The organism is Chryseobacterium sp. StRB126 (genome assembly GCF_000829375.1).
Taxonomy (GTDB): domain Bacteria; phylum Bacteroidota; class Bacteroidia; order Flavobacteriales; family Weeksellaceae; genus Chryseobacterium.
Map to the genome: position 1 here is coordinate 763,743 of NZ_AP014624.1, position 24,763 is coordinate 788,505.

The 24,763-nt window shown below is 35.3% G+C and carries 28 protein-coding genes; 5 read left to right on the top strand and 23 right to left on the bottom strand.

The annotated features are described in order from the left end of the window. Nucleotides 1-38 precede the first annotated feature (38 nt). The 4 genes from CHSO_RS03315 to mraZ form a co-directional block, all read right to left on the bottom strand. Nucleotides 39-2,030 (bottom strand): penicillin-binding transpeptidase domain-containing protein, encoded by a 1,992-nt coding sequence (locus CHSO_RS03315; protein ID WP_045492311.1) that lies wholly within the window; start codon nucleotides 2,028-2,030, stop codon nucleotides 39-41. After that, a complete protein-coding gene (locus tag CHSO_RS03320) occupies nucleotides 2,014-2,379 on the bottom strand; it encodes an FtsL-like putative cell division protein (RefSeq protein ID WP_027372881.1) in 366 nt (121 codons plus the stop codon). The genes CHSO_RS03315 and CHSO_RS03320 overlap by 17 nt, the downstream gene beginning before the upstream one ends. 66 nt (nucleotides 2,380-2,445) lie before the next feature. Next, the gene (gene rsmH / locus CHSO_RS03325; protein WP_045492314.1) at nucleotides 2,446-3,339 is read right to left on the bottom strand and encodes a 16S rRNA (cytosine(1402)-N(4))-methyltransferase RsmH; all 894 of its coding nucleotides are present in this window, start codon (nucleotides 3,337-3,339) and stop codon (nucleotides 2,446-2,448) included. A 47-nt stretch (nucleotides 3,340-3,386) separates the two neighbouring features. Beyond that, a complete protein-coding gene (mraZ, locus tag CHSO_RS03330; RefSeq protein ID WP_045492316.1) occupies nucleotides 3,387-3,845 on the bottom strand; it encodes a division/cell wall cluster transcriptional repressor MraZ in 459 nt (152 codons plus the stop codon). Nucleotides 3,846-4,117: 272 nt separating this feature from the next. On the opposite strand from mraZ, the gene CHSO_RS03335 reads away from it, so the two are divergent. From CHSO_RS03335 to CHSO_RS03345, 3 genes are all read left to right on the top strand, one after another. Further along, nucleotides 4,118-4,879 carry an alpha/beta fold hydrolase gene (locus CHSO_RS03335; RefSeq protein ID WP_045492318.1) on the top strand — a complete coding sequence of 254 codons (762 nt, stop codon included), beginning with the start codon at nucleotides 4,118-4,120 and terminating at the stop codon, nucleotides 4,877-4,879. A 64-nt stretch (nucleotides 4,880-4,943) separates the two neighbouring features. Continuing rightward, a complete protein-coding gene (yihA, locus tag CHSO_RS03340) occupies nucleotides 4,944-5,567 on the top strand; it encodes a ribosome biogenesis GTP-binding protein YihA/YsxC (RefSeq protein ID WP_045501781.1) in 624 nt (207 codons plus the stop codon). Then, nucleotides 5,560-6,009, top strand: coding sequence for a GNAT family N-acetyltransferase (locus CHSO_RS03345; protein ID WP_045492320.1), 450 nt, complete (start codon nucleotides 5,560-5,562; stop codon nucleotides 6,007-6,009). Before yihA ends, CHSO_RS03345 begins: the two co-directional genes overlap by 8 nt. Nucleotides 6,010-6,419: 410 nt before the next feature. Here the strand turns inward: CHSO_RS03345 and CHSO_RS25800 are convergent, their stop codons facing one another. The 8 genes from CHSO_RS25800 to CHSO_RS03375 form a co-directional block, all read right to left on the bottom strand. After that, nucleotides 6,420-6,578: a hypothetical protein gene (locus tag CHSO_RS25800; protein WP_171817591.1), complete on the bottom strand. Its 159-nt coding sequence runs from the start codon at nucleotides 6,576-6,578 to the stop codon at nucleotides 6,420-6,422. 193 nt (nucleotides 6,579-6,771) lie between these two features. Next, nucleotides 6,772-6,939: a hypothetical protein gene (locus CHSO_RS25805; protein ID WP_171817592.1), complete on the bottom strand. Its 168-nt coding sequence runs from the start codon at nucleotides 6,937-6,939 to the stop codon at nucleotides 6,772-6,774. Between the two features lie 187 nt (nucleotides 6,940-7,126). Then, on the bottom strand, nucleotides 7,127-7,285 hold the full coding sequence (locus tag CHSO_RS25810) for a hypothetical protein (RefSeq protein ID WP_171817593.1): 159 nt from the start codon (nucleotides 7,283-7,285) through the stop codon (nucleotides 7,127-7,129). A 94-nt stretch (nucleotides 7,286-7,379) separates the two neighbouring features. After that, nucleotides 7,380-7,697, bottom strand: a complete 318-nt coding sequence (locus CHSO_RS03355; protein WP_144428844.1) for a hypothetical protein — start codon at nucleotides 7,695-7,697, stop codon at nucleotides 7,380-7,382. Between the two features lie 75 nt (nucleotides 7,698-7,772). Continuing rightward, complete coding sequence (locus tag CHSO_RS03360) at nucleotides 7,773-8,840, bottom strand: type I restriction endonuclease (RefSeq protein ID WP_045501782.1); 1,068 nt, start codon at nucleotides 8,838-8,840, stop codon at nucleotides 7,773-7,775. Between the two features lie 4 nt (nucleotides 8,841-8,844). Beyond that, nucleotides 8,845-9,183 carry a YegP family protein gene (locus CHSO_RS03365; protein ID WP_045492326.1) on the bottom strand — a complete coding sequence of 113 codons (339 nt, stop codon included), beginning with the start codon at nucleotides 9,181-9,183 and terminating at the stop codon, nucleotides 8,845-8,847. Further along, on the bottom strand, nucleotides 9,149-9,469 hold the full coding sequence (yidD, locus tag CHSO_RS03370; protein WP_045492328.1) for a membrane protein insertion efficiency factor YidD: 321 nt from the start codon (nucleotides 9,467-9,469) through the stop codon (nucleotides 9,149-9,151). The genes CHSO_RS03365 and yidD overlap by 35 nt, the downstream gene beginning before the upstream one ends. Next, nucleotides 9,441-9,704 (bottom strand): hypothetical protein, encoded by a 264-nt coding sequence (locus CHSO_RS03375; RefSeq protein WP_045501784.1) that lies wholly within the window; start codon nucleotides 9,702-9,704, stop codon nucleotides 9,441-9,443. Before CHSO_RS03375 ends, yidD begins: the two co-directional genes overlap by 29 nt. Before the next feature lie 333 nt (nucleotides 9,705-10,037). Between CHSO_RS03375 and CHSO_RS03380 the strand changes: the two genes are divergently transcribed. Then, the gene (locus tag CHSO_RS03380; RefSeq protein ID WP_045492331.1) at nucleotides 10,038-11,123 is read left to right on the top strand and encodes an IS481 family transposase; all 1,086 of its coding nucleotides are present in this window, start codon (nucleotides 10,038-10,040) and stop codon (nucleotides 11,121-11,123) included. Nucleotides 11,124-11,731: 608 nt separating this feature from the next. Here CHSO_RS03380 and CHSO_RS26165 read toward each other — a convergent pair. Together CHSO_RS26165 and CHSO_RS03390 are read right to left on the bottom strand one after the other, a co-directional pair. Further along, complete coding sequence (locus CHSO_RS26165) at nucleotides 11,732-12,031, bottom strand: response regulator (RefSeq protein ID WP_232509145.1); 300 nt, start codon at nucleotides 12,029-12,031, stop codon at nucleotides 11,732-11,734. Then, a complete protein-coding gene (locus CHSO_RS03390; protein ID WP_045492333.1) occupies nucleotides 12,024-13,673 on the bottom strand; it encodes a tetratricopeptide repeat protein in 1,650 nt (549 codons plus the stop codon). Before CHSO_RS03390 ends, CHSO_RS26165 begins: the two co-directional genes overlap by 8 nt. Before the next feature lie 619 nt (nucleotides 13,674-14,292). Here CHSO_RS03390 and CHSO_RS03395 point away from each other — a divergent pair. Beyond that, on the top strand, nucleotides 14,293-15,105 hold the full coding sequence (locus CHSO_RS03395) for a hypothetical protein (RefSeq protein WP_045492335.1): 813 nt from the start codon (nucleotides 14,293-14,295) through the stop codon (nucleotides 15,103-15,105). Between the two features lie 50 nt (nucleotides 15,106-15,155). Here the strand turns inward: CHSO_RS03395 and CHSO_RS25815 are convergent, their stop codons facing one another. From CHSO_RS25815 to CHSO_RS03425, 9 genes are all read right to left on the bottom strand, one after another. After that, nucleotides 15,156-15,323 carry a hypothetical protein gene (locus CHSO_RS25815; RefSeq protein ID WP_171817594.1) on the bottom strand — a complete coding sequence of 56 codons (168 nt, stop codon included), beginning with the start codon at nucleotides 15,321-15,323 and terminating at the stop codon, nucleotides 15,156-15,158. A gap of 309 nt (nucleotides 15,324-15,632) precedes the next feature. Further along, nucleotides 15,633-15,806 carry a hypothetical protein gene (locus tag CHSO_RS25820; protein ID WP_171817595.1) on the bottom strand — a complete coding sequence of 58 codons (174 nt, stop codon included), beginning with the start codon at nucleotides 15,804-15,806 and terminating at the stop codon, nucleotides 15,633-15,635. 3 nt (nucleotides 15,807-15,809) lie between these two features. Then, nucleotides 15,810-15,977, bottom strand: a complete 168-nt coding sequence (locus CHSO_RS25825) for a hypothetical protein (protein WP_171817596.1) — start codon at nucleotides 15,975-15,977, stop codon at nucleotides 15,810-15,812. Nucleotides 15,978-16,006: 29 nt separating this feature from the next. After that, nucleotides 16,007-16,561: a peptide-methionine (S)-S-oxide reductase MsrA gene (msrA, locus tag CHSO_RS03400; protein WP_045492336.1), complete on the bottom strand. Its 555-nt coding sequence runs from the start codon at nucleotides 16,559-16,561 to the stop codon at nucleotides 16,007-16,009. Between the two features lie 266 nt (nucleotides 16,562-16,827). Beyond that, complete coding sequence (locus CHSO_RS03405; protein WP_045492338.1) at nucleotides 16,828-17,796, bottom strand: ROK family protein; 969 nt, start codon at nucleotides 17,794-17,796, stop codon at nucleotides 16,828-16,830. A gap of 79 nt (nucleotides 17,797-17,875) precedes the next feature. Then, nucleotides 17,876-19,087 carry a PepSY-associated TM helix domain-containing protein gene (locus CHSO_RS03410; protein ID WP_045492340.1) on the bottom strand — a complete coding sequence of 404 codons (1,212 nt, stop codon included), beginning with the start codon at nucleotides 19,085-19,087 and terminating at the stop codon, nucleotides 17,876-17,878. A gap of 24 nt (nucleotides 19,088-19,111) precedes the next feature. Then, complete coding sequence (locus CHSO_RS03415) at nucleotides 19,112-21,223, bottom strand: TonB-dependent receptor (protein WP_045501788.1); 2,112 nt, start codon at nucleotides 21,221-21,223, stop codon at nucleotides 19,112-19,114. Then, nucleotides 21,223-22,425, bottom strand: coding sequence for a PepSY-associated TM helix domain-containing protein (locus CHSO_RS03420; RefSeq protein WP_045492342.1), 1,203 nt, complete (start codon nucleotides 22,423-22,425; stop codon nucleotides 21,223-21,225). Before CHSO_RS03420 ends, CHSO_RS03415 begins: the two co-directional genes overlap by 1 nt. Before the next feature lie 39 nt (nucleotides 22,426-22,464). Continuing rightward, nucleotides 22,465-24,654 (bottom strand): TonB-dependent siderophore receptor, encoded by a 2,190-nt coding sequence (locus tag CHSO_RS03425; protein WP_045492344.1) that lies wholly within the window; start codon nucleotides 24,652-24,654, stop codon nucleotides 22,465-22,467. Nucleotides 24,655-24,763 lie beyond the last annotated feature (109 nt).

The following is a 24,763-nucleotide window of genomic DNA, read 5'->3' on the forward strand; positions in this document are numbered from 1 at the left end:
ATTTCGGCTTAAATCGTCCCTTTGGGACTCTGTTTTTTCTAATTCTGTAGAGATAAATATATTCTCTGGTTCTTACTGATTGTTGTGCCTTCTAAGGGGAACTGTTCTTTAATTCGTCCAACTCCTTTAAAATTGACACGATATCCTAAGTTTTCCAATTGTGGGATGACATTTTTACCGATCAATCCTACTACATTAGGCATTTGCTTATCATTGACTGCTACTTTTACATTAGGCTCAACCATTTTGCTGAGGTTTACCTTTTTGTCTACGAGCATTTCTTTTTCAATGTTTTGTGGTGTTTTCAGGAAGGTTTTTCCTGCTATTTCCTTAAACACTGGCGCTGCTACCGGACCTCCATAGAATCCAATTGATGTATTGGGTTCACTTACCATCACGTAGCATGTATATTTTGGTGCATCTGCCGGATAAAATCCTGCGAATGATGCACGATATTTCATTGGGCCGGGAAGCCAGTATTCAAATCTTGCAGTTCCTGTTTTTCCTGCCATTTTAAGATTAGGAGTGAAGATGCTTCGTCCTGTTCCTTTTTCTACGGCTTTGGTTAGTGCGCTGGTCATCATTTTGATGGCTTTCTCAGATGCCATTTTGCTGACCATTACTTCAGGTTTTGCACTGTACATTACCTTTCCGTCTTTCATGATTTTATCGATGAATAATGGCTTAAGCATTTTACCTCCGTTAGCTACTCCGTTGTAGAATGTTGCCAGCTGCAGCAGGTTAATGTTTGAAGAGTATCCGTAAGAGATAGAGGCTAGGGTTGCTGCATTCCATCTTTTATTTTCTGGGGTTACGATCTTCGGTTTTGTGATTCCCGGAAGCTCGATATCCATTTTGTCGAATAATTTCCAACGTTTCAAATGGTCAAGGAAGATCTGTGGTTTTTCAGCATAGAATTTTGTGATGAGCTTTGCTGTTCCTACGTTACTGGATTTGGCTAAAACATCACTAATGTCATAAGTACCTCCACCGTGGCCATCAGAAATTCTTTGTTTTGCATAGGTCCAAACTCCGTTTCCTACGTTTACCGTTGAATTTTCATCAATGAATCCATCATCCATTGCCGCTAAAAGCGAAATGGTTTTGAATGTGGATCCCGGTTCGATATTGTCTTTTAACGCATAGTTGTAAGAATCTTCGTATTCTCCGGATTCAGTTCTTCTTAAGTTAACCAAAGCACGTACTTTTCCGGTTTCTACTTCCATCACAACTACAGTTCCGTGTTTGGCTTCGTAATGGATTAGCTGCTTCTGTAATGCAGAGTGTGCAATATCCTGAATTCTAAGATCTAAAGTTGTATATACATCTTCTCCATCAATGGGTTCCTGAACTTTCCAGAAGTCGATAGGTTTCCATTGGGAAGAGTTGATTCTTTGTTCTAATCTTTTCCCGTCAGTACCTGTTAAATACTTTGAGAAAGCTCCTTCCAGTCCGGATTTCAGTTCTCCGTTATCCATACCAATGGTTCCTGCACCAATTTCTGAGGTTGCAAGTTCTCTTTTGTAGTTTCTGTCTACAATAAATCCGCCTTTATTTTTACCTCTTTTGAAGATCGGAAACTGTCTGATTCTGTCGTATTGGTCAAAATCCAGTCCTTTTACCAGGGTGTAATATTGATTTTTCTTTTTCTTCTGCTCGTCGAATTTTTGTCTGAACTCTCCTCTGGATTTTCCGAACATTTTGCTCAGAGAATCCGTTAATGCTCCGATGTGATTGCTGTAGATCGTATCTTTCATCGTTTTGAAGTCAAGATAGATATCATAGCGCATCACAGTTGTGGCCAAAATAGATCCATCGGAAGCAAATAAATTACCACGGGCAGCCTTTAGAGTCGCTTCACGATAATTTTTATTAATGTAATCATCTTTAATTTCCTGAACATTGGTATTCTGAAGGACTACAATCCTTGCCAAGAACATTACAAACACGCACAAAGCTACCACTGCAAAGAGGTAGCCCCATCGTAACGTTTTTTTACGTTTGTTGTCGTATTCATTTTGCTTTTGCATCTGTACTGTCCAGTTTTATTAGCAATTTATGAGGGTGGTTTTCGAGGGTCATCAAAGAGTCCCGCGCAACCTCTTTCCCCAGCTCTGATTCCATTTTTACCTTGATTAACTTACTCTGGGCGTAAGCGTTTCTTGATTTGTATTCTTCTGTTTCTTCTTTTAAAGCGTTTACAATTTTAATTTTCTTGTTGACGAGGTGATTACTGTAAATCATGGCCATCATCAAGATAAACAACAAGAGAAAATACTTGTAATGTATTTTGATCTCATCACGATTCAGAAAGTTTCCTTTTATAATGTCTATAAAAGTGAGTCTTTTCTGGGGGCGATTTGTTGTTCTTTTTGCCAAAGCTTTGTTTATAATTGATGAATGATAAAAGATAATTGATATCGCCTATCACTTATGGTTTATCATTTATATCTTTATTCCTGTTCTCATTTTAGCACTTCTGGCTCTTGAGTTTTCTTCAATCTCCTTGTCATCAGGAATGATTGCTTTACTCTTCACCAACTCGAATGCTTTTTTATAATTTCCGTAGATATCTCTTTCCGGTTCTCCTTCGAACATTCCGTTTTTCAGGAATCTCTTCACCAAACGGTCTTCTAAAGAATGATAAGAGATTACTACTAATCTTCCTTCCGGTTTTAAAACATTGTAGGCCTGAACCAGCATTTCTTTTAATACTTCAAGTTCCTGGTTTACTTCTATTCTTACTGCCTGAAAAAGTTGTGCATAGAATTTATTCACTTTATGAGGAGGAAGGTAGCTGAAAAGCTTTTTCAAATCCTCTGTAGTGTCTATACTTTTTGTTTTTCTATGGTGTACAATATCTCTTGCCAGTTTTCTTGCTTCCCTTAATTCTCCATAGTGATAGAAAATATCAGCAAGTTCTTCTTCTCCATATTCGTTAATCACTCTTTTAGCATCAAGATTCTGCATCACATTCATTCTCATATCCAAAGGAGCATTGCTTCTTGTAGAGAAACCTCTGTCTGCTTCATCAAACTGATGAGATGAAACTCCAAGGTCAGCTAAAACACCATCCACCTGAGGAACTCCATACATTAATAGTGAGTTTTCCAGAAATCTGAAATTCTGATTTACCAATGTAAATCTGGGGTCATCAATTGTATTTTTAAGCGCATCCAGATCCTGATCGAAGCTGAACAGTTTTCCTTTGTCAGAAAGTCTGCTCAAAATCTCTCTTGAGTGGCCACCTCCTCCAAAGGTGCAGTCCACATAGATTCCGTCAGGATTCGTCACCAAATCATCTACACTCTGCTTCAACAAAACGGGGTTATGATACATGCTTAATTGTGTTTTTTATTAAATAAAATCTTTAATAACCTTTACAGTTATTCTTCGTCAAAAGAGCCCATTACATCCTCGGCGAGGCTGGCAAAATCAGTTTCATTGGTTGAAATAACCTGTTCATAGGCTTCTTTATCCCAAATTTCGAAAAGTTCTCCTGCGCTGGTGATTACTACATCTTTCTGAAGATTTGAAAAAGTCATCAGGTCTTTAGAAATTTGTAATCTCCCCGCATTGTCCAATTCTACTGTTTTTACTCCTGCCGTAAACATTCGTATGAAATCAGCATTCTTTTTTATGAATCTGTTCAGTTTATTAATTTTGCCCATCAGTTTATCCCATGCATTCATTGGATAGACTTCCAGACAAGGTTGGAACACAGATCTTTTGACTACAAACGCCTTATCGTCGAAGTTTTCCATCTGTTTAATTAAAGATGAAGGAACTTTTAAGCGGCCTTTATCGTCAATTTTACACTCATATGTCCCAATGAAATTTTTCATTTGGGACAAATTTATATAATAATTTCCAAAATTTCCCACTTTTTCCCACTTTTTGACTCAATGTTAATAAGTTTTATTAAAGATTGAGTTCTAAGAATGTAATTAATTGATATGTAGAAGGTTGTTAAAACTGTTATTTAAGCCATAGTAAAGCGATTTTGAAAAAAAAAGTTAAAAAGGGGAATATTGTATTATTTTTATCTTAAATTAGGATAATCAAAATATTTTTGAGGTTTAATTTGTATTTTTGCAGGGCTTTATTAAGGCATTATATGATATTTAGTACAAAAAAAGAAAAGAAATATTCCTATGTAGAGGCTGGGGAAGGACATCCATTAGTGCTGTTGCACGGGTTAATGGGTGGTTTGAGTAATTTCGATAAAATGGTAGATTTTTTTTCGGATAGAGGGTTCAAAGTATATGTTCCTCAGTTACCCATCTATGATTTACCGGTACTCAATACGAATCTTACCACTATTGCAAAATATATCATCAAGTTTATAGAAAGTCATATTTCTGGACCTGTTTCCATTGTTGGAAATTCAATGGGAGGGCATGTAGGGCTTATTTTGACCCTAGCAAGACCTGATCTGGTAAAGAATCTGGTTTTAACCGGCAGTTCAGGCTTATACGAAAGAACTTTCGGAGATAGTTTTCCAAGAAAGAATGACAGATCTTATATCAGAAAGAAAACGGAAGAGGTTTTTTATGACCCTAAGGTGGCTACTGAAGATCTTGTAGATGAAGTTTTTGCGGTGGTGAATGACAGAATGAAAGGAATAAAAACGGTAATGCTGGCAAGAAGTGCCATCAAACATAATATGCTGAATGATCTTCCAAAGATCGTGACGCCCACATGCCTGATTTGGGGTAAACAGGATAATGTAACCCCACCGGAAGTGGCAGAGGATATGCATAAGTTTATTCCTAACTCGGATTTATTCTGGATAGATCATTGTGGGCACGCTGCCATGATGGAAAAGCCGGATGAATTCAATGAAATCCTGTACAACTGGATAAAAGATAAAGTTTAAAAACATAATAAATGACCATTAAGAGCTTTTCTTAATGGTTTATTTTTCTAAAATATATTTCAAAATGGTTATTAAGACAGCAGAGTTTGTAAAAAGTAGTGGAAAATGGCAGGAATGTCCTGAACCGAATATTCCTGAGTATGCTTTTATCGGAAGATCTAATGTAGGAAAATCGTCATTGATCAATGCTATGATGAATCATAAAGATTTGGCTAAAACTTCGGGAACTCCAGGAAAAACTCAGCTGATCAATCATTTTTTGGTGAATGAAAACTGGTACCTTACCGATTTACCAGGATATGGGTATGCAAAGGTTTCAAAAGTTCAGCGAAAGGATTTTGAAAAACTGATCACCAATTATATTCTGAACAGAAGAAATCTGGTGAACCTTTTTGTTTTGGTAGATTCAAGACATACTCCACAGAAAATTGACCTGGAATTTATCCAATGGTGTGGGGAAAGCGGAATCCCATTCTCAATTGTCTTTACAAAAGCAGATAAGCTAAAACCGAACGTTGTTATCAAAAACGTTGAGGATTATAAGGCGGAGCTTCATAAAACCTGGGAAGATCTTCCAGAATTGTATGTTACTTCAGCAGAAAAGAAGGAAGGTGGAGATCTGATTTTAGACTTTATAGAAAAGACGAATGACTTTTTAATTCAAAATAGTGTAAGCTTCGATGAGTAATATTGTCTGGAAAATCAAAACGTTTGATGAATTTACGGTTCCTGAACTGTATGCTGTTTTGAAAGCTCGTGTTGATGTTTTTATCATCGAACAGAATTGTCCGTATCCTGACCTTGATAATTATGATCAGAAAGCGGTTCATATCTGGGCAGAAGAAAATGGAGAAATATTGGCCTACTGCCGTATTTTCGACAAAGGGATAAAATATGATGAAACTTCCATTGGAAGAGTTCTTACAACGGAGCATGGAAGAGGCAAGAACTTAGGAAAACTATTGATAAAGTATGCTATTGATACTATAGAAAATCGTTTTCATACTTCCGAAATCAGAATTTCAGCACAGGATTATCTGTTGAGATTCTATGGTGATTTCGGTTTTGAGGATACCGGAAAGAAATATCTGGAAGATGATATTTCGCATACGGAAATGATTAGAAAATAAAATGAAAGGTATCTCGGATGGGATACCTTTTTTGTTACAAGTTAATTTATGGTTAACTGAAAGGAGGAGGAGTTTGGCCTGTATTACCTGTTGTGCTCCCTCCGTTTCCATGACCATTTCCTTCTTTTTGATATATGTTACTTTGTAAAAAAGTAGATGTTGAATTGTTTGTATATACAAATCCTATTAATATTAATAAGAACTGAATCATAGGTATTTGTTTTATCTGTTATTTTTTAGGAGGTATTGGATGTGTTTCTCCTCCAGTATCAAAATTTTCATCAAGATCTGTACTACTTTGTACAGCTATTTGATTATTGTTGGTTGTGTTTAAGTTGTTATTTGGATGTGCGAATCCTAGTAACATCAATAAAAAATAGAGCATATAATAGTAAGTGGGTATTAGTAATTTATTTTCTTGGAGGAATAATTTGTCCTGTTTCTCCTCCAGTATCAAAATTTTCATCAAGATCTGTACTACTTTGTACAGTTATTTGATTATTGTTGATTGTATTTAAGTTGTTATTTGGATGTGCGAATCCTAGTAATATCAATAAAAAATGTATCATAAAGGTTATTTTAGTTGTTATTTTTTAGGTGGAGTCTGCGTTGTTTCACCACCAGTATCAAGTCCCTCTCCAAGTCCTGTACTACTTGGTATGGTTACTTGGTTATTGTTGATTGTATTTAAGTTATTATTTGGATGTGCGAATCCTAGTAATATCAATAAGAATTGTATCATAAGTAGAGTATTAATTAATGTTATTTTTTAGGAGGTAGTACGTGGCCTGTATCGCCTCCGGTGTCTAATCCTTCACCGGAAGTAGTATTATTGTATATTGTTACTGAAGTTTGGCTGTTGCTATTTGTATTCTGGATGTTGTCATTTGGAAAGGACAGTCCTAGCAACATTAATATAAGCTGTATCATAATTGTTATGGTTTATTTTTTCGGGAGAACTTGAATTGTATCTCCGCCAGTGTCTGGATTTATTCCAATGGTTGTACTCTGTACAGTTGTAGATTTTGAATGAATCTGAATATCTTGATTTGGAGACAAAAAGCCAATCAAGATCAATAAAAAATGAAGCATTTGGTATAAATTTTATGATGTTGAATTATTTTTTCGGAGGCAGAGGGGTTGTTTCTCCACCTGTATCAATACCCTCTCCAAGTTCTGCACTTTGCGACGCTGTAATATCTTGAGAGGTATAAGTAGTATTTAGATTGTTATGAGGAAATAAGAACCCCAAGAGTGTTAATAAAGTCTGAATCATATTATTAGAATTTTAATTCCCGAAAATAATAAAAAAGCGAAGAGAATCTTCGCTTTTTTATGATGATATATTGAGTGTTTTTAGTTTTTTTTGATTAATTGCAGCTAGAACAATAAGATCGATCCACATATTGTTTACTGTTGCCAGAATAATAATAACATCCACCTCTTGAGCCCACATACAATTGATTTCCGTTGTAAGAGCAGCCCTGGCTTCTGGAAGTAGAGGAATAAGATCTTGGAGAAGAATAGCTTGATCTTGTTGATTTGCTTTTTCTGTTGGTTTTAGTCTTTCCTTTTCTTGGCTTTTTAAATAATTCTTTGGCAGAAGCAGTGCTGACAGGGGATGCGGAAATGTTTGCAGGTAATAAAAGTCCAAGTCCTAAAAGACCTGTGAAAAGTAGTTTTTTCATAGTATTTGTTTTTTAGTTATATAGAATAGTTTTCATGGTTATTCAATAGTTGTGTAAACTATTTGAGGAAGATAATTAATAATGTTCCAACGTTTTATGAAGCTCTTCTCTGAAGTTATATATTTCATCAAGACTGCTCAGTAAAGTTTTTTCACCAGAGTCTTTACCCTTATGGAATGTTTCAATATATTTATTGGCAGTGTTAAAATGCAGTCTGCAAAGTGGTTTTCTGTTATTATCATCCAACAAAATTCCAAAATAAGATAAAGTGTCTCTATAGGCTATACGGGTTGAAGGAATTTTTTCTCTCATTATAGCTTTTACAATTTGAAAACCTTCAAGTTCTTCTTCCGTGGTTACAATTTTAGAATCATTATTCTCATCAATAGATTGGGGTGTTTTTACTTCATCATCCTGTTTTTCAATTTGCTCATTAATGCTTAATGCAGATTTAAGTCTAAAGCTAATAGACTCATTGATGGAGGTCGTCAATGCCTTTTTAGTATACTCTTTAAAAGAAACTAATCTGCTTGCAGTAATAGGCTTATCAAAGAATCTGTTTACCAGAAGTTTAACAATCTCATCAGAAGGAGTTTCTATTTCCTTTTCAAATTCCTTTCTTATAGCTTTAATATATTTCAGTGCTTCCGCAGAATCCAAAATACTTTCAAGATTATAGTCTTTCTTGGTAAAGCTTTCCAGTATTTTAATGGAGCTGTCTTTTAAATCTTCAATATTAATGGTGAAGAATGGTTTTTCATCCATAATATTGGGTTTTTCCAAATCCGTATAAAAGTTGTAGACAATACCATTGGTTAACACACCGAATCTCGTTTTCGAAACATGGTAATATCTGTGAAGTTGTGAATTGTGAGCGTCTACACTTTCCTTCCAATGTTTACATTCGATAATAAAGATGGGTTCGTCATTATTTTTGATAACGTAATCTACTTTTTCCCCTTTTTTCGTTCCAATATCACAAACATGTTCCGGAATTACTTCGGTAGGGTTAAAGATATCATACCCCAGAATTTGTATGAAAGGCATCACAAAGGCATTTTTTGTTGCTTCTTCAGTAGAAATCTGATCCTTCAGACCGATGACTTTCTGATGTAACTGGTCCAATTTAATTTTAAGATCCATAGTTTTAATTTTTAAGCGTTTCATCAATGATTTCGGCAGTTGGGGCGTTCTGTTTTACGGATTCAATTCCGTTTTCCATTCCGGATTTTGAACTGTATAATTGACTTTTACCAATAATTTCTCCATTTCTGGCTTTTAAAACAAAATACTCTTTTTCATTCACTGCAATTCTTCTGTCATATCTTGTATCATCCTGAGAGTTGGTTTTAACAGATTCAATTCCTTTTTGACAAGATACTTTCTGAACATATCCTTCACTGGTTAAAATAATTTCTCCATTTTTGGCTTTCAGATTGAATTGATATTCTTTATTGACTCTTTGAGTGATTATAAATTTTCCCATGATTATTATTTATAATTAATCTTTCTGAAATCTCTGTTTCATTAAGAATTTGTTGATTAGGTAGAATAACTTGAATTTTTCCTGAAGGATTTTCCAAAATATAGGCACCGGATCTACAGTTTTTAAAACGGTACTTGAAAGCTTTTAATCCGGAAATAAATCCTTCATTTATGGTTTTTTCATATACGTGCTTGGAACAGCTGGTTTTGAAAATACACTTCCTTCTTTTTGCCGGAGGAATTACCAGCCAATACATTTTAATAAGAAGAATTAATAGATTTTTCATTTTCTCCTTTACTAAAAACCACCATTTGGTAAGAAGTCATATAGCCTGGTTTGTGTCCAAGGCCAAAACAGCCTTCTACAGGTTGTATATAGGTGGATACACTTTCCAGTCTTATATATTCCCAGCCATCATTGGTATGAACTTTTATTAAATTGTCTAGTTGTTCTGCAATATTTTTTGCGCTCATATTTTGTTGATTGGCAGTTGCAACAAATGGTATTACTTTGTATTCCATAATTGTTTTTTTTTTTAACACTTCAAAAATATGAGCATTAAGTTTCGGTGCATTACGGAAAACCATAAATAGGATTACTTAACCTGAGTTCGGGATAAGACATTTCTGTTTTTAGTTAGTTAGTTAGTTAGTTAGTTAGTTAGTTAGTTAGTTAGTTAGTTAGTTAGTTAGTTAGTTAGTTAGTTAGTTAGTTAGTTAGTTAGTTAGCCAGGAGTGGGAAGTGGGTTGAGTTTAAAAAACCACTTGCAACCCAGTAATGTATTATTTGAATTAGTCAAGACTTAATCTGACAGTTATAATCAAATTAAATAACTTTAAAACAGATTAAGTATTATGACAACACAACAAAAAATCATCAAAAACAAGTTAGGTGTACTTGAATTAGCACAACATTTAGGAAATGTATCCAAAGCTTGTAAAGTAATGGGCTATTCCCGAGACAGTTTTTATCGATTCAAAGAACTGTATGAGCAAGGAGGTGAATTAGCATTACAGGAAATCTCCAGAAGAAAGCCAGTATTAAAGAATCGTGTAGATGAAGTTATTGAAAAGGCTGTTGTTGATATAGCCATTGAAAACCCTGCTTTGGGGCAGCTTAGAGTGAGTAATGAACTTAAAAAGAAAGGGTTGATCGTATCCCCAGGCGGGGTCAGAGGTATTTGGTTAAGACACGATCTACATACGTTTAAACTAAGATTAAAAGCCTTGGAAGCCAAATCCGCTCAAGATGGTATAGTCCTTACTGAATCTCAACTTTCAGCACTAGAAAGAGCCAAGGAGGAGAAAAAAGCTCATGGAGAAATTGAAACTCATCATCCTGGATATTTAGGAGCTCAAGACACTTATTATGTAGGCAATATCAAAGGAGTTGGACATATTTATCAGCAAACTTTTATTGACACGTATTCTAAAGTAGTATTTGCAAAGCTATATGACCGTAAAAATGCTCTTATTGCTGCTGACATGCTTAATGATCAGGTAGTTCCGTTCTTTGAGCAACAGGAACTTCGTTTACTCAGAATTTTAACAGACAGAGGAACGGAATACTGTGGAATAAGAGAACAGCATGAATACCAGCTTTATTTAGCCATTGAAGATATTGATCACACGAAGACCAAGGCTAAAAGCCCTCAGACCAACGGCATTTGTGAACGTTTTCACAGGACAATACAGGAAGAGTTTTATGCCATAGCTTTCAGAAAGAAAATTTACAGAAGTATTGAAGAGCTGCAATTAGACTTAAACAGCTGGCTGTCGTATTACAATAATGAAAGAACGCATACAGGAAAACATTGTTACGGTAAAACACCGATGCAGACGTTTTTGGATAGTAAACCTATTGCAAAAGAGAAATTATTGGAAACTCTTGCAGAGGAACAAAAAATCCTTACTTTTGGAAGTAAGGATAATATTGGATAACTGACAATTATTTTTAAACCCTAACTGTCAGATCAAGTTGTGGCTATTACATATTATTCCTTAAAGACAGCTTCATCAAATTTTACGGCAACGTCAGAAATTATAGTTGCGATAGTAACTTCCAGCCTCACTCTTCCGGCTTCCAGCCTATTATCCTTAATTTTATTATTTCGAACTCGGGTTATTTAATAAAAAAACCTTCCAGAAATGCTGAAAGGTTACTCGTATTTTGTTGAGATGTAAGTCATATAATGCCCATGTCCTTACAGATGACAATCAATTCAATATTATTTTTGGCGCCGAGTTCAAAGCGGAGATCATTTAATCTTTTTTCGATAGCACTTCTACTATCCGGACTTATTTTATTTTCTTTAAAATGTTGTTCGATCTCACTTTGTTTCCACCCTTTAGAAAGTAGCTCAATAAGGGTCTCATCATATTCTGTAAACTCAAAAGATGTGTTTCGGATAGAATTTAAAATCTCTTGTGGAAGAACGGTTTCACCGGAAAAGACTTTCTTGATGGTGTTTTTTAAATCTTTACCATCATTTCTTCCTTTACTTACAAAACCATTAATGTTCTGTACTTTAAAAAGATCATCAATTATTTTAGGTTTCTTTTCTATAGAAAAAGCAATAATTTTTAAATTCGGCTGGATTTTTTTTGACTTCTTCGATTAATTTTTGACCTGAATTTATTTTTTGCTCTATATGATCTTTATCGAAAGATAAGTCAGTAATTAATAGGTCATAAGAAATATTGTTGGTAGCTGCGGCTTTTATTTTTTGTAATGCTTCATCACAATAATTTACAAAATCATAATTCTGAATTTGTAATTCTGTAAGGGTATTTACGACACCAAGGTTTCGGACTTCGTGATCTTCGGCTATGAGAACTTTTTTAAACATATTTTGCTTGTATTGGAACGGTTATTCGAATAATTAATCCACCTGAAGGATTTTTCTCAAAAGTAATATCTCCTCCAATGTTTTCAATACGGAAAACCGTATTATGTATTCCTACTCCTTTTTGTTGGTCTACATTATTAATCCCTACACCATTGTCTGTATATCTTATTTTTAAACGGTCATTGTTTTTTTCAAATCGTACTGAGGCAAGTTTTGCCTGGCTGTGCTTTTTCATATTTACAAGAATCTCTCTCAAAATATAATAAAGCTCAAGTTGTGTATTATAGGAAATATTTTCCCAGATGTTTTCTTTATATCCTACCAATAAAACCTTTTGTTGGTCTGAAGAATAAGATGTGATCATATTGATAAAGCGTAACGCAAAATCTTTCTCTGCGATATCCTCATGAGAGATATCTCTTGATTCTTCATACATTTTCTCAATATCATTAAGAATTCTGGTTTTGTCCATTTCTGGATTATTCTGAACATCAATCATCATATGATAAAGCCCATTTGCAACAACATCATGAACTTTTTTAGACATTTTGAGCTGCGTATTTTTTACTTCGATTTCTTTTTCTTGCTGAAGTCTTTTTTTTCTTCTCCTATACCAGAACACACCTCCGATTAATGATAATGATAAGGTAGCAATACCAATATTTCGTCTTAAAAGATCAATTTCTTTCTTGGTATTTTCCATTTTTAATTTTTCAACATCAAACCTAATAATTGCAAACTGATTTTTTGCTTGATTTCTGGCAGTTTGCAGACTGTCATTAATGTATTTCAACTTTTGAAAGTTTTTCAGATAATTTATAGGTTCTAAAGTGATAATTCTTTCTAAGGCTAATATTTGATCATCAGGACTATTATCTTCTTCCGCAACAGCCAGCATTTTTTTTGCAAATAATAATGAGGTATCAGGATCTTTATCCAAATAATAGCTTGATAAAGTTTCATAACTTGAATTTTGTCCTTTTTTATCATTATTTATCCTACGTATTTCTAATGCTTTCAGTAACTCCGGTATGGGATTGTAATCTTTATTTCCGATATATTTGGCTTTTGCAAGGTTATTTAATGCCCTTGCATAGGTAGGAGCATCCTTTGTTTTAATGGCTTTATTTAAATAGTTTTGTGCGCTTCTGTATTGTCCTAATGTTATTAAAACATCCCCAATATTATTATAATAAATATATTTACTAATGGTATCTTTTTGATTTATATGCTTGAGGGCTTGGAGGTAATAATTAAAGGCATTTTCGTAGTTTTTTAAATAATTAGATGCTATAGCCATATTATTATAGTTTGCTGCCATTATTTTTTTTGACAGGCTATCACTATGCTCCAATTTAATAGCTTTATTAGATTCTAATGATGCTTCAATTCCTCCGAAGAAGTCTCCCTTTTCTGTTTGAATAATTGCCATATTGGCTAAAGAGCGGGCTGCTCCTATGGAATCATGAATTGTTAAATAATCATTTTTGGCTAAATTGAAATAGTAAAAAGCAGAATCTGAAGATTTTGAATCTCTGTAAATCGTGGCTTTTTTAAAGTTAATATTAATACCTTCATTTACATTATTTTTTTTGCAGGAAACAATAATTAATACCAATAATAAATATATTGATTTTTTCATTTTTTAGTTTTGTGCAAAATATAAAAAAGAACAGATTTATACAATCTGTTCTTCTATTATCTTATTTATGGAGGGGTTTGCCCCGTATTTCCTCCAACGGGTCCGCCGTCGTCCATGCCTTGTTCAGATTCTGAATAAGTTACTACTATATCAGGTGTTTGATTATTATCAGTTGTTGTATGTGCGTTATTATTTGGGAATGCTAAACCTAATAGCATTAAAATAAACTGTATCATTTTTTCAAAAAATTTATTGTTAAAGCATTCGTGTTCTTCCCCGCGAAACAGATCGCAGATAGTATTACACGGTTAAAAAAATTGAAGCGCTTCTAAATTTTTTGGGAAGTGAACCTTCAAAAACGGAGGAGAAACATCTGCTTCCCAACCCGGAGTTTTCCTCCGTTTTATCTGGTGATTTTGAAATCAGTTTTGTAAATTTGTTTTTGTAATGTTTTGTTTTCCACTGATTTTCTGAAGCAAAGATGCGACAAGACGTGACGCAGGTGTTAGTCACGTTTTGGACATTGATGGACACGAATTGGACAATGGGGGCTTTATGGGAATCCGTAATGTGGTATGATTGAAAATCGCCTATTTTGTAAAGACCGAAAAAACTATATATGTCCAAGAAAAAACTACTAATCCATGAGGTGTTCAGAAAAGCACGAGAAGACTTTCCTGCTGAAAGTACAAAGAGTGGTTGGGCCTCCGAATTGTCTGATCATTTTGAGAAGAACATGAACTTTATGATTAATGAGAAGACATTTACTAGATATTATGATACTTGTATACGTGATAACAAAGACGTCAACATAAAGGATGTCCTGATTCTTAACAAGCTTAGCCAATATGTGGGCTATAAAGACTTTTTTGATTTTTCCAGTATGTTTATTAAAAAGGATGAAGAAGTCAATAAAACTACAGTTAGAATAAAGGTAGATGACCATGAAGAGTCTTTATCTGATAAAATCTCTAACATTTTTATCAATATAACAAATGAACAGCATTTTAAAGTGCCTGAGTTTGTAAAGCAAAATGGATTGGGGTTCGCCGGAGTTTTTTTGGTGATCAGTGTTTTAATTGGGAGTCATTATTCATCAAGAAGTAAAAAAAATACTCCTTTAAGTTTTTTCGGAGGAGTTTCTGATGAGAGAAGTTGTATGTTTTGGGATGATAGTGAGTATAAGTTAAGTGATTGTAATGATAAAAATCCTCAGCGCAGCCTGATTCCAAAAGATACGATTCAGCTTAAGTATTTTAAACGGATTACAAGAAAAGATACGCTTACTTTAGAAAATGCCGTTGGGACAACCTGGTATTCAAAATTTAACGGAAATGTTGAATTTTTTACCATGGATGGCGTAGATCCGGATACCGGGCGGGAATTGAGAGTTTCTACAGCTTATATTATTGAGAAGTATGCAGGGTATTAGGAAATAAAAAAGGCAGAATATAAAATATTCCGCCTTTATCAATAGAAATGTTATTTTTTGGGTGGTAATTGCCCATTGTCTCCACTTGTATCTTCAGTTGATTCATCTGAATTAGAAACAGAGCTTTGTATTATTATTTCTGAATTATTAGATGCTACTGTATTGATAGTGTTGTTTTGGAATGTTAAGCCCAATAGCATTAAAATAAATTGAATCATTTTTTGTCTGGATAAAATTTTATTTTGAAAATATACTGTTAATACTACTTTCTCGGAGGGGGTGTTTGTCCCGTTTCTCCTCCTACAGGTCCGCCATCATCATAACTAGGTGGTATTGCTGAGTAAACAGCTATATAGGAATTTTGCTGATTACCGGCAGATGTTTTAGTATTGTCATTTGAAGGTACTAAACCTAATAAGATTAAAATAAATTGAATCATTTTGTCTGGTTAAAATTTTTATTTTGAAAAATATGCTGCTCATTTATCAGGTAATAAATAACTCAAGTTTTCTTGGTTAAAAATATTACTATCTTGGAGGAGGTAATTGTCCAGAGTTTCCACCAACAGGTCCGCCGTCGTCTGTACTTTGTTCAGATCCTGAATAAGTTGTTATTGTATAGATTGTTTGATTGTTATCTGTTCTATTGGTATTATCATTTGAAAATGTTAAGCCGAACAGCATTAAAATAAATTGAATCATTTGTTATTTTTTAGGTGGAAGTATTTGTCCTGTTTCTCCACTCGTATCCTCAACAAGTTCATTAGAGTTCACAAATGAATTTTGAGTTACTATTGCTACATTAGAGGTAGTTGCATTGGTAGCTTTGTTAGGGAATATCAATCCGAGAAGGATTAAAATAAATTGAATCATGTTTTATGGTTAGATTTGTTTTATATACTTTATTCTGCATTCAGCATCCCAAGTTCTCCAAAATATTTTTTAAACTTCTGAATCTTAGGACCTACTACTGCACTACAGTAAGGTTGTGTAGGGTTTTCATTGTAATAACCTTGGTGATATTGTTCTGCTGGGCAGAATTTTTCAAATGGAGCCAGTTCTGTCACGTAGGTGCCAGCCCATCTTCCTGATTCCTGAGAAACTTTAATGGCTTCTTCAGCTTTTGCTTTTTCTGCAGCATCTTTATAATAAATAACAGAACGATACTGTGTTCCGATATCATTTCCCTGTCTGTTAAGCTGAGTAGGATCGTGTAAGAAGAAGAAAACATCCATTAATTGCTCGTAGGAAATGATGGATGGATTGTAAGTGATCTGTACTACTTCTGCATGGCCTGTTTCACCGGTACATACTTCCTGATAAGTGGGGTTATCCTTGTGACCGCCAGAATATCCTGAAATGGCAGCATCAACGCCTTTTAATAGGTTGAAACAGCTTTCTACACACCAGAAACATCCGCCACCGAATACGATGGTTTCTAAATTATTGTTATCCATTTTTTGGTAATTATATTATTTTATGATATTTTCCTTGGCTACGAAGGCTGTGGAAAATGCTAATCAAAAGTAAGAAAAACTTCATGGATTTTGATACGCATACCATGAATTGTTTTCATAGATTATACGAATGATACAAAGAGAATCACAGGCTGATAAATAATATTTTTTCGGCTACGAATGCCTAATAAATTCATTCGTGAATTTGTGGCAAACAAAAAAGCGATCCCACAATGAGATCGCTTTAAATATTATAAGTGTACCAGTTATTTTTCCCAAACCAAAGCACTTGCGCCAAGAATAGCAGCATCGGCCTCGTCCAGTTCACTGAATACCAATTGTACCTTATTTCTGAAGATTGGAAGTAAATTCCTTTCCATATGAAGTTTAGTAGGCTTTAAGATAAAATCTCCGGCCTTGATCACTCCTCCAAACAAAAGAATAGCTTGCGGTGAAGAAAACATCACGAAATTGGCCAATGCCTCACCCAGCTTTTGTCCTGTGTATCTGAAAACTTCAATCGCAATAGGATCTCCTTTTATCGCACATTCATATACTGTTTTAGAATTGATTTCGTCTTCAGGATATTGGTTCAGCATAGATTCAGGAAATTCGGCTCTCATTTTCTTAGCCGTAATGGTGATTCCTGTTGCAGAAGCATAAGCCTCAAGGCTTCCTTCAGATCCCGTGCTCCAGTGCTTTCTTCCGCCTGGTTTTACAATAGTGTGCCCTAATTCTCCGGCAAAACCATCATGTCCGTAGATGAGGCTTCCATTGGCAATAATTCCGCTTCCTACTCCTGTTCCCAGGGTAATCATGATAAAATCCTTCATTCCACGTGCTGCCCCGAAAAGCATTTCTCCCAATGCTGCTGCATTAGCATCATTGGTTATTTTACATGGTAAATTGAACTTTGCGGTCATCAGCTCGGCAAAAGGAATTACACCTTTCCATGGTAGGTTGGGTGCTAGTTCTATTGTTCCTTTATAATAGTTTGCGTTGGGAGCGCCTACACCAATTCCGTCGAAGTGCTTTTCTGTACCATGTTTTTCCATTAAAGGATATACATGTTCATATAAAGCGTTGATAAAATCTTCTACTTTATCATAGGCATCGGTTTTAAGGCTTCCTTTATCCAGAACTTCTCCACGGTGGTTTACAATTCCGAATTTGGTATTGGTTCCGCCGATGTCAACTCCAAGGGCAACCTGTTTTGATAAATCTATTAATGACATTTCTATTATTAAATTCTAGGTGCTAAAATTATAAAAAAGATTGTATTAATAGCTTATTAACCTCATATTATTTAAAAGATTAAACTGTTTTTAACGGTTTTTTCTTTCTTCGTCCCCACCAGATCATAAATCCTGTTACCGGAAGAGAAGCGCAGATAAGACTTACAATAAAAGCAATAATCTTTGTAGGAAGGCCTAGAATAGCTCCCACGTGGATATCATAATTCGCACTTACCACTTTTTCTCCAAAGTTTTTATCTTTTGGATCATGGGTGTGGAGCAAATCTCCTGAATTTTCATCAAAAATAAGGCTGCTGCTTTTGTGATAGGAGTAAGTAAGATGTTTTACATATACCTCAAAATTAGGATGCTCATGGTCATCCATATGTTCATGGCCAAGATCTATAGCAAAACCATAAGACTCGGGATATTTTTCTTTAACGGTATTGATGATCTTATCCAGGGTGGTTTCGGTTCTCATTTCTATGGGAGCTTTTGTTTTAATATGTGAGAAATCAGGATATACGGTTTCTCCTCCGGAAAAGATTACATAAATCATCGCCTGAACTACAAAGAATGCATAAAACAAACCTGTTATCGAGAAGATAAGGGCAAAGATTGAAGCATAGAATCCTAATACATTGTGAAGGTCATAGTTCTTTCTTTTCCAACTCTTGATACTCTTCCATTTGAATGAGAAACGCTGTTTTCTTGCCGCCTTATTCTTAGGCCACCATAAAACAATTCCGGTAATCAGCATGATGATAAAAATAATCACCGGAATTCCTACCACATAAGTTCCCCAATCCTGCTTCAGAAGGTAGCTCCAATGGATCATTTTTACAATATTGAAGAATCCGTTCTTTTCATCATACACTCTCAGAACCTTTCCTGTATAAGGGTTTACATAGGCCTGCTTATAGATGGGAAACTCATCAAAATAATTCCATGCATTCGTATTATGCTCATACCAGAAGAACATATAGGACATTTTCTTATCCATCGGAATATTAACCCAGTGGATTGGATATTTTTCTTTTACCTGTTCTGCAACAGCCTTCTCCATCACGCGGATAGGAAGAACCTGTTTCTGCTCAATATTTTGCTCATGATGGTAGATTACATCCTTTCGGGTATAATTTTCCACTTCATCCTTAAAAACATATAGTGCCCCGGTAATAGAGATAATAAAGATTAAAAAGCCAATTCCCAGCCCAAACCATAGGTGAAGCTTTGCTGACCACTTTTTAAAGAATCCCGGCTTTTTTTTGTGATGATGATTTTTCTTCATATCGTAATGGTAACTTAGTTTTTATTAAAATTTGTATTCAAGAATAAGGGTTCCTCTTGTTCCCGGAGCATTAACAAATTCACTGTCTCTTGCTGACCACCATGCGATAGATGGCTGATATAGTTTGTTGAATAAGTTTTCAACTCCTATTGACAGTTTCCAGTTTGTATTGATCTCACTTCCTAGTTTTAGATTAAAAACTGTGTAATCAGGAACAAACCCCTCTCCATAGGTATATTGCTTATTAGCTCCAGGCTGAAATCTGTCTTGCTGAAAAGAGTGAAGCATGTCCACGCCAAGGAAAAATTCCGGAACAGGCTTTATCTGAACATAGGCAAGAACTTTAGGAGCAGAGATTCTGCTGTTATTGATTTTAGCGGAGTAATTTTCGTTATCATCCGGAGAAGAGATTCCTTCCATCCAGCTATAACTTCCTCCAAACTGAAGCCATTTAACAGGAGTAAAATGTAAAAACCCTTCTACACCATAGATAATTTCAGGTGCTCTTTTGATGGTTAAAGCTCTGTCTGCACTCTGAACAAAGGTAGCCCCTAGTTTTGAAGTACTTACATAAGAGGTTAATTCATAGTTCATCCAACTGGAAACCTGTCCTGTAGCTCCTAATTCGTAATTGTTTACGATGATGGGCTTTGTTTCAAGGTTTTTAATGGTTTCAGAGGTTGAGGTTCTTAGGATTCTTCCCAGTTCGTTGATAGAGTAGGCCTGTGAAAAGCTTCCAAAAAGATTGATAAATGGCTCAATATTGTAACGTAGTCCAATATTTCCTACGAGTGCATTATAGCTTAATTTTCCTCCTGCTACCGGAATACTTGGGGTAAATGTCCCATTGTTTTTAATAACAGAAAGCGTATTGAAATCATCTACATTTACTTTGATATTTTCATATCGAAGGCCTCCTTTGATGGTTAACTTTTTGAACAGATCAATTTTGGCCAATAAGAAAGGGGCAATATTGGTCATATTCATATTGGGTGTCCAGAAACGGCCATCTTCCAGTTTCTGTACTGTTTCATCATTCAGGATATCAGCTCCATAGATAACTTCTGCCTGAGAGTTTTGAGTATTCCAAAGCTGGGTATCTAAATTGAATCTTGCCCCTGCTTTTTTGGAAAGAACATTAGACTGTCCACCATTGAAAAATGTATCACTATATCCGTAAACTGTTTTAAAATCCTGATAATAAAGATTCACATTTAATGCAGTTCCGGCGAACAGATTTTTATTATCATAGCTTAGTCTGATATTGTGGTTTCTTGGTGTTCCTTGTGGTGTGGTTTCTAAACCTTTTCCCTGCCCTTCACCAATAGTAGGTCTAGTGCCATATATGCCAGTATTTAATCCAAGATTAAGATCTGACCTTGAAGAATATCCGATGTAAGAAGCTTCAATCCTTTGATTTTCATTAATGTCATAGCCTAACTTTAACATTCCGTTGTAGTTATCCATTTTTGCAGTACTGTAGGTAGGGCTTAAATAGACTTTATGGGCATCTTTCATATATCCTGTTCTTTCGTAGGCTAAGGAAAGGGTATAATCAAACTTATTGATCTTTCCGGATAAAAGCTGGCTGGCTCTTATACCAAGAGTTCCCCCTGACCGCTGTCCTGTGAAACCAATCTGTGAAATCCCGGAAATATTTTTATTGGCTTTATTTCTTTTCGTAATATAATTGATAATTCCTCCGTCTGCACCATTTCCATAAATAGAAGAAGCTCCTTTTATGACTTCAACTCTTTCAATAGCTGATGGATCAATTACCCTTAGATCTCTTGCTCCGTTTCGTAGGGGAGTAGATTGAGGAATCCCATCTATTAAAACAAGCACCTGACGTCCCCTCAAGGTTTGCCCTGTATTGGAAGTTTGTCCGGAATTGGTTCCTAAGCTCGGTACCGTGTATTGTAATATGCTTGTAATGTCTGAATTGACAGTCAATTGAGACTGAATCTGCTTTTCCCCCACAATAGTTATAGAACTTGGTACCTCCTTAATATTTTCTTTTTTTCTGGAAGCGGTCATAACAACCTCCTCAACTTTTTGAGTGTTTAAAGAATCATTCTTCTGGGCAAAAACAATTACTGTTCCCAGATATGCGGTTGATAAAAGCGCTTTTCTCATTATATTTTCTTTCCTTGTTTCTTTCTTTTTCCCCACCAGATCAGAAATCCGGTAACGGGAAGTGAGGTACATATAAGACCGGCAATAAACCAGATGATTTTTCCAAACAATCCAAAATAGGATCCTGTATGGATATCATAATTGGCATTGGCATATTTCTCGGCATTGCTCAGTTGTTGATGAGGTTTGTTGGTTAGCAGTTTTCCGGAATATTTATCAAATGTCAGCATGCTTCTTTCACTGAATCTTCCTTCCTGTCCATAGATCGTGAAGGGAAGGTTTTTAAGCTCTTTCCCTTTCTTGTTTTTTCCATTGAGTGAAATCCTGTAGCTGGAGGCACCGGCATACAGTTTTTCAGTTTGTAAAGCAGTCATATCGAAGATATCAGACCTCTTTGCCATCAATGAATCTGGAGATTTGATCTGTTTTTCTTTGGCAAGATCAGGGGAGCCAGATAACGTGTAATTGAATACATTTTTAACGTAAGGATAAGCAAAATAGATCCCCGTTATGCTCATTAACAGTGCAATGAAAGAGGCATAAAACCCCAATACGTTATGAAGGTCATAGTTTTTACGCTTCCATGTTTTTACATTCTCCCAGTTGAACCAGAAACGGCCTTTTCTTGCATTCTTATTTTTTGGCCACCATAAGATAATTCCTGTAATCAGCATGAAGATGAAAAGAACAGTGGGAATACCTACCACATATTTTCCCCAGTCTGAGTTCAAAAGCAACCCCCAGTGGATATACTTTAAAATATTGAAGAAATCGTATTTTTCGTTATAAACGGCCAGAATTTCTCCTGTGTATTGGTTTACATAAATCTGTTTGTTGATAAGAACTTCCTGAAAGTAATTCCAGCCCTTTTTATTCTTTTCGTAATATAAAAAACGGTAAGATTTTCCTTTGTTTAGAGATATTTCAACAGAGGTGATTGGGTATTTTTCATTAAGCTCCAAACTTACTTTTTCCCGAAGAATGTTAATAGGCAATGGTTTTTGGGCTGAGGTTTCATGTTTTACATAAATAACGTCCTTACGGAGTATATTCTGTACTTCATCCTTAAAAACATATAAAGTCCCTGTAAGAGAGACTATGAATACAATGATACCAACAGACAAACCAAACCACAAATGCAGTTTGGCAGACCATTTCTTTGTTGAAGAAATTTTCTTTTTATGGTGATGCTTTCTTTTCATAGCAAAAAGTTAACCCCCGAGAGGGTTAACCTTTATTTTTTAAAATTTATAAGTGAAGCTTCCTAATACGTTCGCAAGAGCCTGTGCATTGGCTGTTGTATATCCGCTCCAGTATTTTTCGTTTGTGAAATTGTCTACTTTTACCCCAATTCTGAATTTTTTTGTATCATAAAAGGCATTAGCATTCAGCACCAGATATTTTGGAAGAATAAACGTTCCCATTGTTGTTGAGTTAACAATCTTGTTATCGCTGGCATAATTTCCTCCCACGCCAAATCCAAGGCCTTTTAATTTTCCGTCAAGGAACTGATAGCTCGCGTTGAAATTAACCAACCACGGAGAAGAGGCTGTAGCAGGCCTTCTTCCGATTACAGTTTCATCCGCTTCCGTATATTTCATATCATTATAGCTTACACCGGCAATTACAGAGAATCCTTTGATCAGATAAGCATTTGCTTCCAATTCAATCCCTTGACTCGTTAGTGAGCCTGCCTGTCTTTGAATTGCTCTCCCTTGATCAGTATATCCGACATTCAGAAGTGTATTTTTTACTTTGATATTGTAATAGCTTAATGTTGTACTGATTCTTCCTTTGATGAGACTGGCTTTGAATCCACCTTCAAACTGATTAGCTCGTTCAGGATCAGAAAGGGTTACATTAGAATTGGCGTCGGAAACATAATATCCATTGCTTGTGAAACTATTTTGATAATTTCCAAATACAGATACTTTATCCTGAACAATCTGATAAACAATTCCCAGTTTCGGAGACCATGCTCCCTGGGTATATGCTGCCGTTACATTTTGTCCCGTTTGACCTCCTTTAAAGTCTACACTTTCGTATCGCAAAGAGGTAAGGATATTAAGTCCTGCTACAGGAGTGATTACATTGGAAATATATCCACTGTAAACATCTTTTTTTCCTGTACTGATATATGTGTTATTTTTTTCAAAATCAGACTCGTTTCTCAGATGATCATACATTGCTCCCACTGTCTGGCCATTCATATTAGAATAGTCTGTACCCGTAAAAGGCACCCAGTCAAAATTGGTAAACATAAAGTATTGGTTGTCATTCAATCTCAAATAATCAAAACCTGCTACTGTTCTGTTTCTTATACTTCCGATATTGAAATCAAAATTAAAATTCTGCTGAAGCTGGAAATAAGTTCTTTTGCTGTCTTTGGTTGACTGGTCGGCTCTTGCTATTCCAACTTCAGAACTATTTGTAGGATTGGGGGCAAAATAAAAATATGGGCTAAATCCATCTGAGTAAGAATAAGCAGTACTTATATTAGTGGAGGATTTAATATGCTCATTGATCTTATAGTTAACCTGCCCAAAGAAATTTCTTGCCTTACCCACAGTTTTAAGACCTTCCCCGATATAAGACTGTTTATAGTTATAACCAAGTTTCTCCATTTTGTCCATGTTGTCTGCACCAAGTTGTGAGCTAGGATAATAAAAGAAAAATGCAGTTTCAGGATATGAATTGGTTTCAAACATTTCCAGTTCCGCATTAATCTCTAAATTATCTGTAGGACGGTAAGTGATGGAAGGTGTAAATGCATAGAATGAATTCTTTGCATGGGTTCTCTGGAAAGTGCCCTGGTTTGTATAAGCCGTATTTAATCTGAATAATAACTTCTTATCATCGGTCAGCGGTGCATTTACATCCGCCTGCACCCTGTAGTAGTTGTAACTTCCTCCTGCCAGAGATATTGCTCCTCCGAATGTTTCATAAGGCTTTTTTGTAATTCTGTTGACAACTCCGCCATAAGAGGTTACATTACTTCCAAATAACGTTGCAGAAGGCCCTTTTAAAACTTCAATTCTTTCAACATTAATAGCATCCATGGAAGTGGTAATAGGAGCTACCATACCGTTTCTGATAGAGTTTCCTGCTACAAAACCTCTCAGGTTAAGATAAATTCCTCCGTCTCCGGATCTGTTGGTTGCGCTCCACATTTTTTGTGCACCTGCCACATTCCTGAAGGCATCATCTATGGTGAATAGCAGTTGGTTTTCTAAAACTCCTTTGTCAATAGAAGAGTACACCTGTGGATCCTCTATGGCCTTAAGGGGCATTTTGTTGGAATAATCACTGTCTTTCTTGACATATGTATTGATAACTACTTCATCTATGTTTTTTGTGGTTAATGAATCTTTTTTTTGGGCAGAAACCATCAATGTCCCCAGTGCAGAAGCACAGATCAGTACATTTTTCATGAAAACAAAATTTTATGCAAATATATTGTTTTTAACTATTCTAAATAAACAATAATATTGATATTTGTCATAAAATTATTATACAATCCACAACAAAAAACCGCTCCGG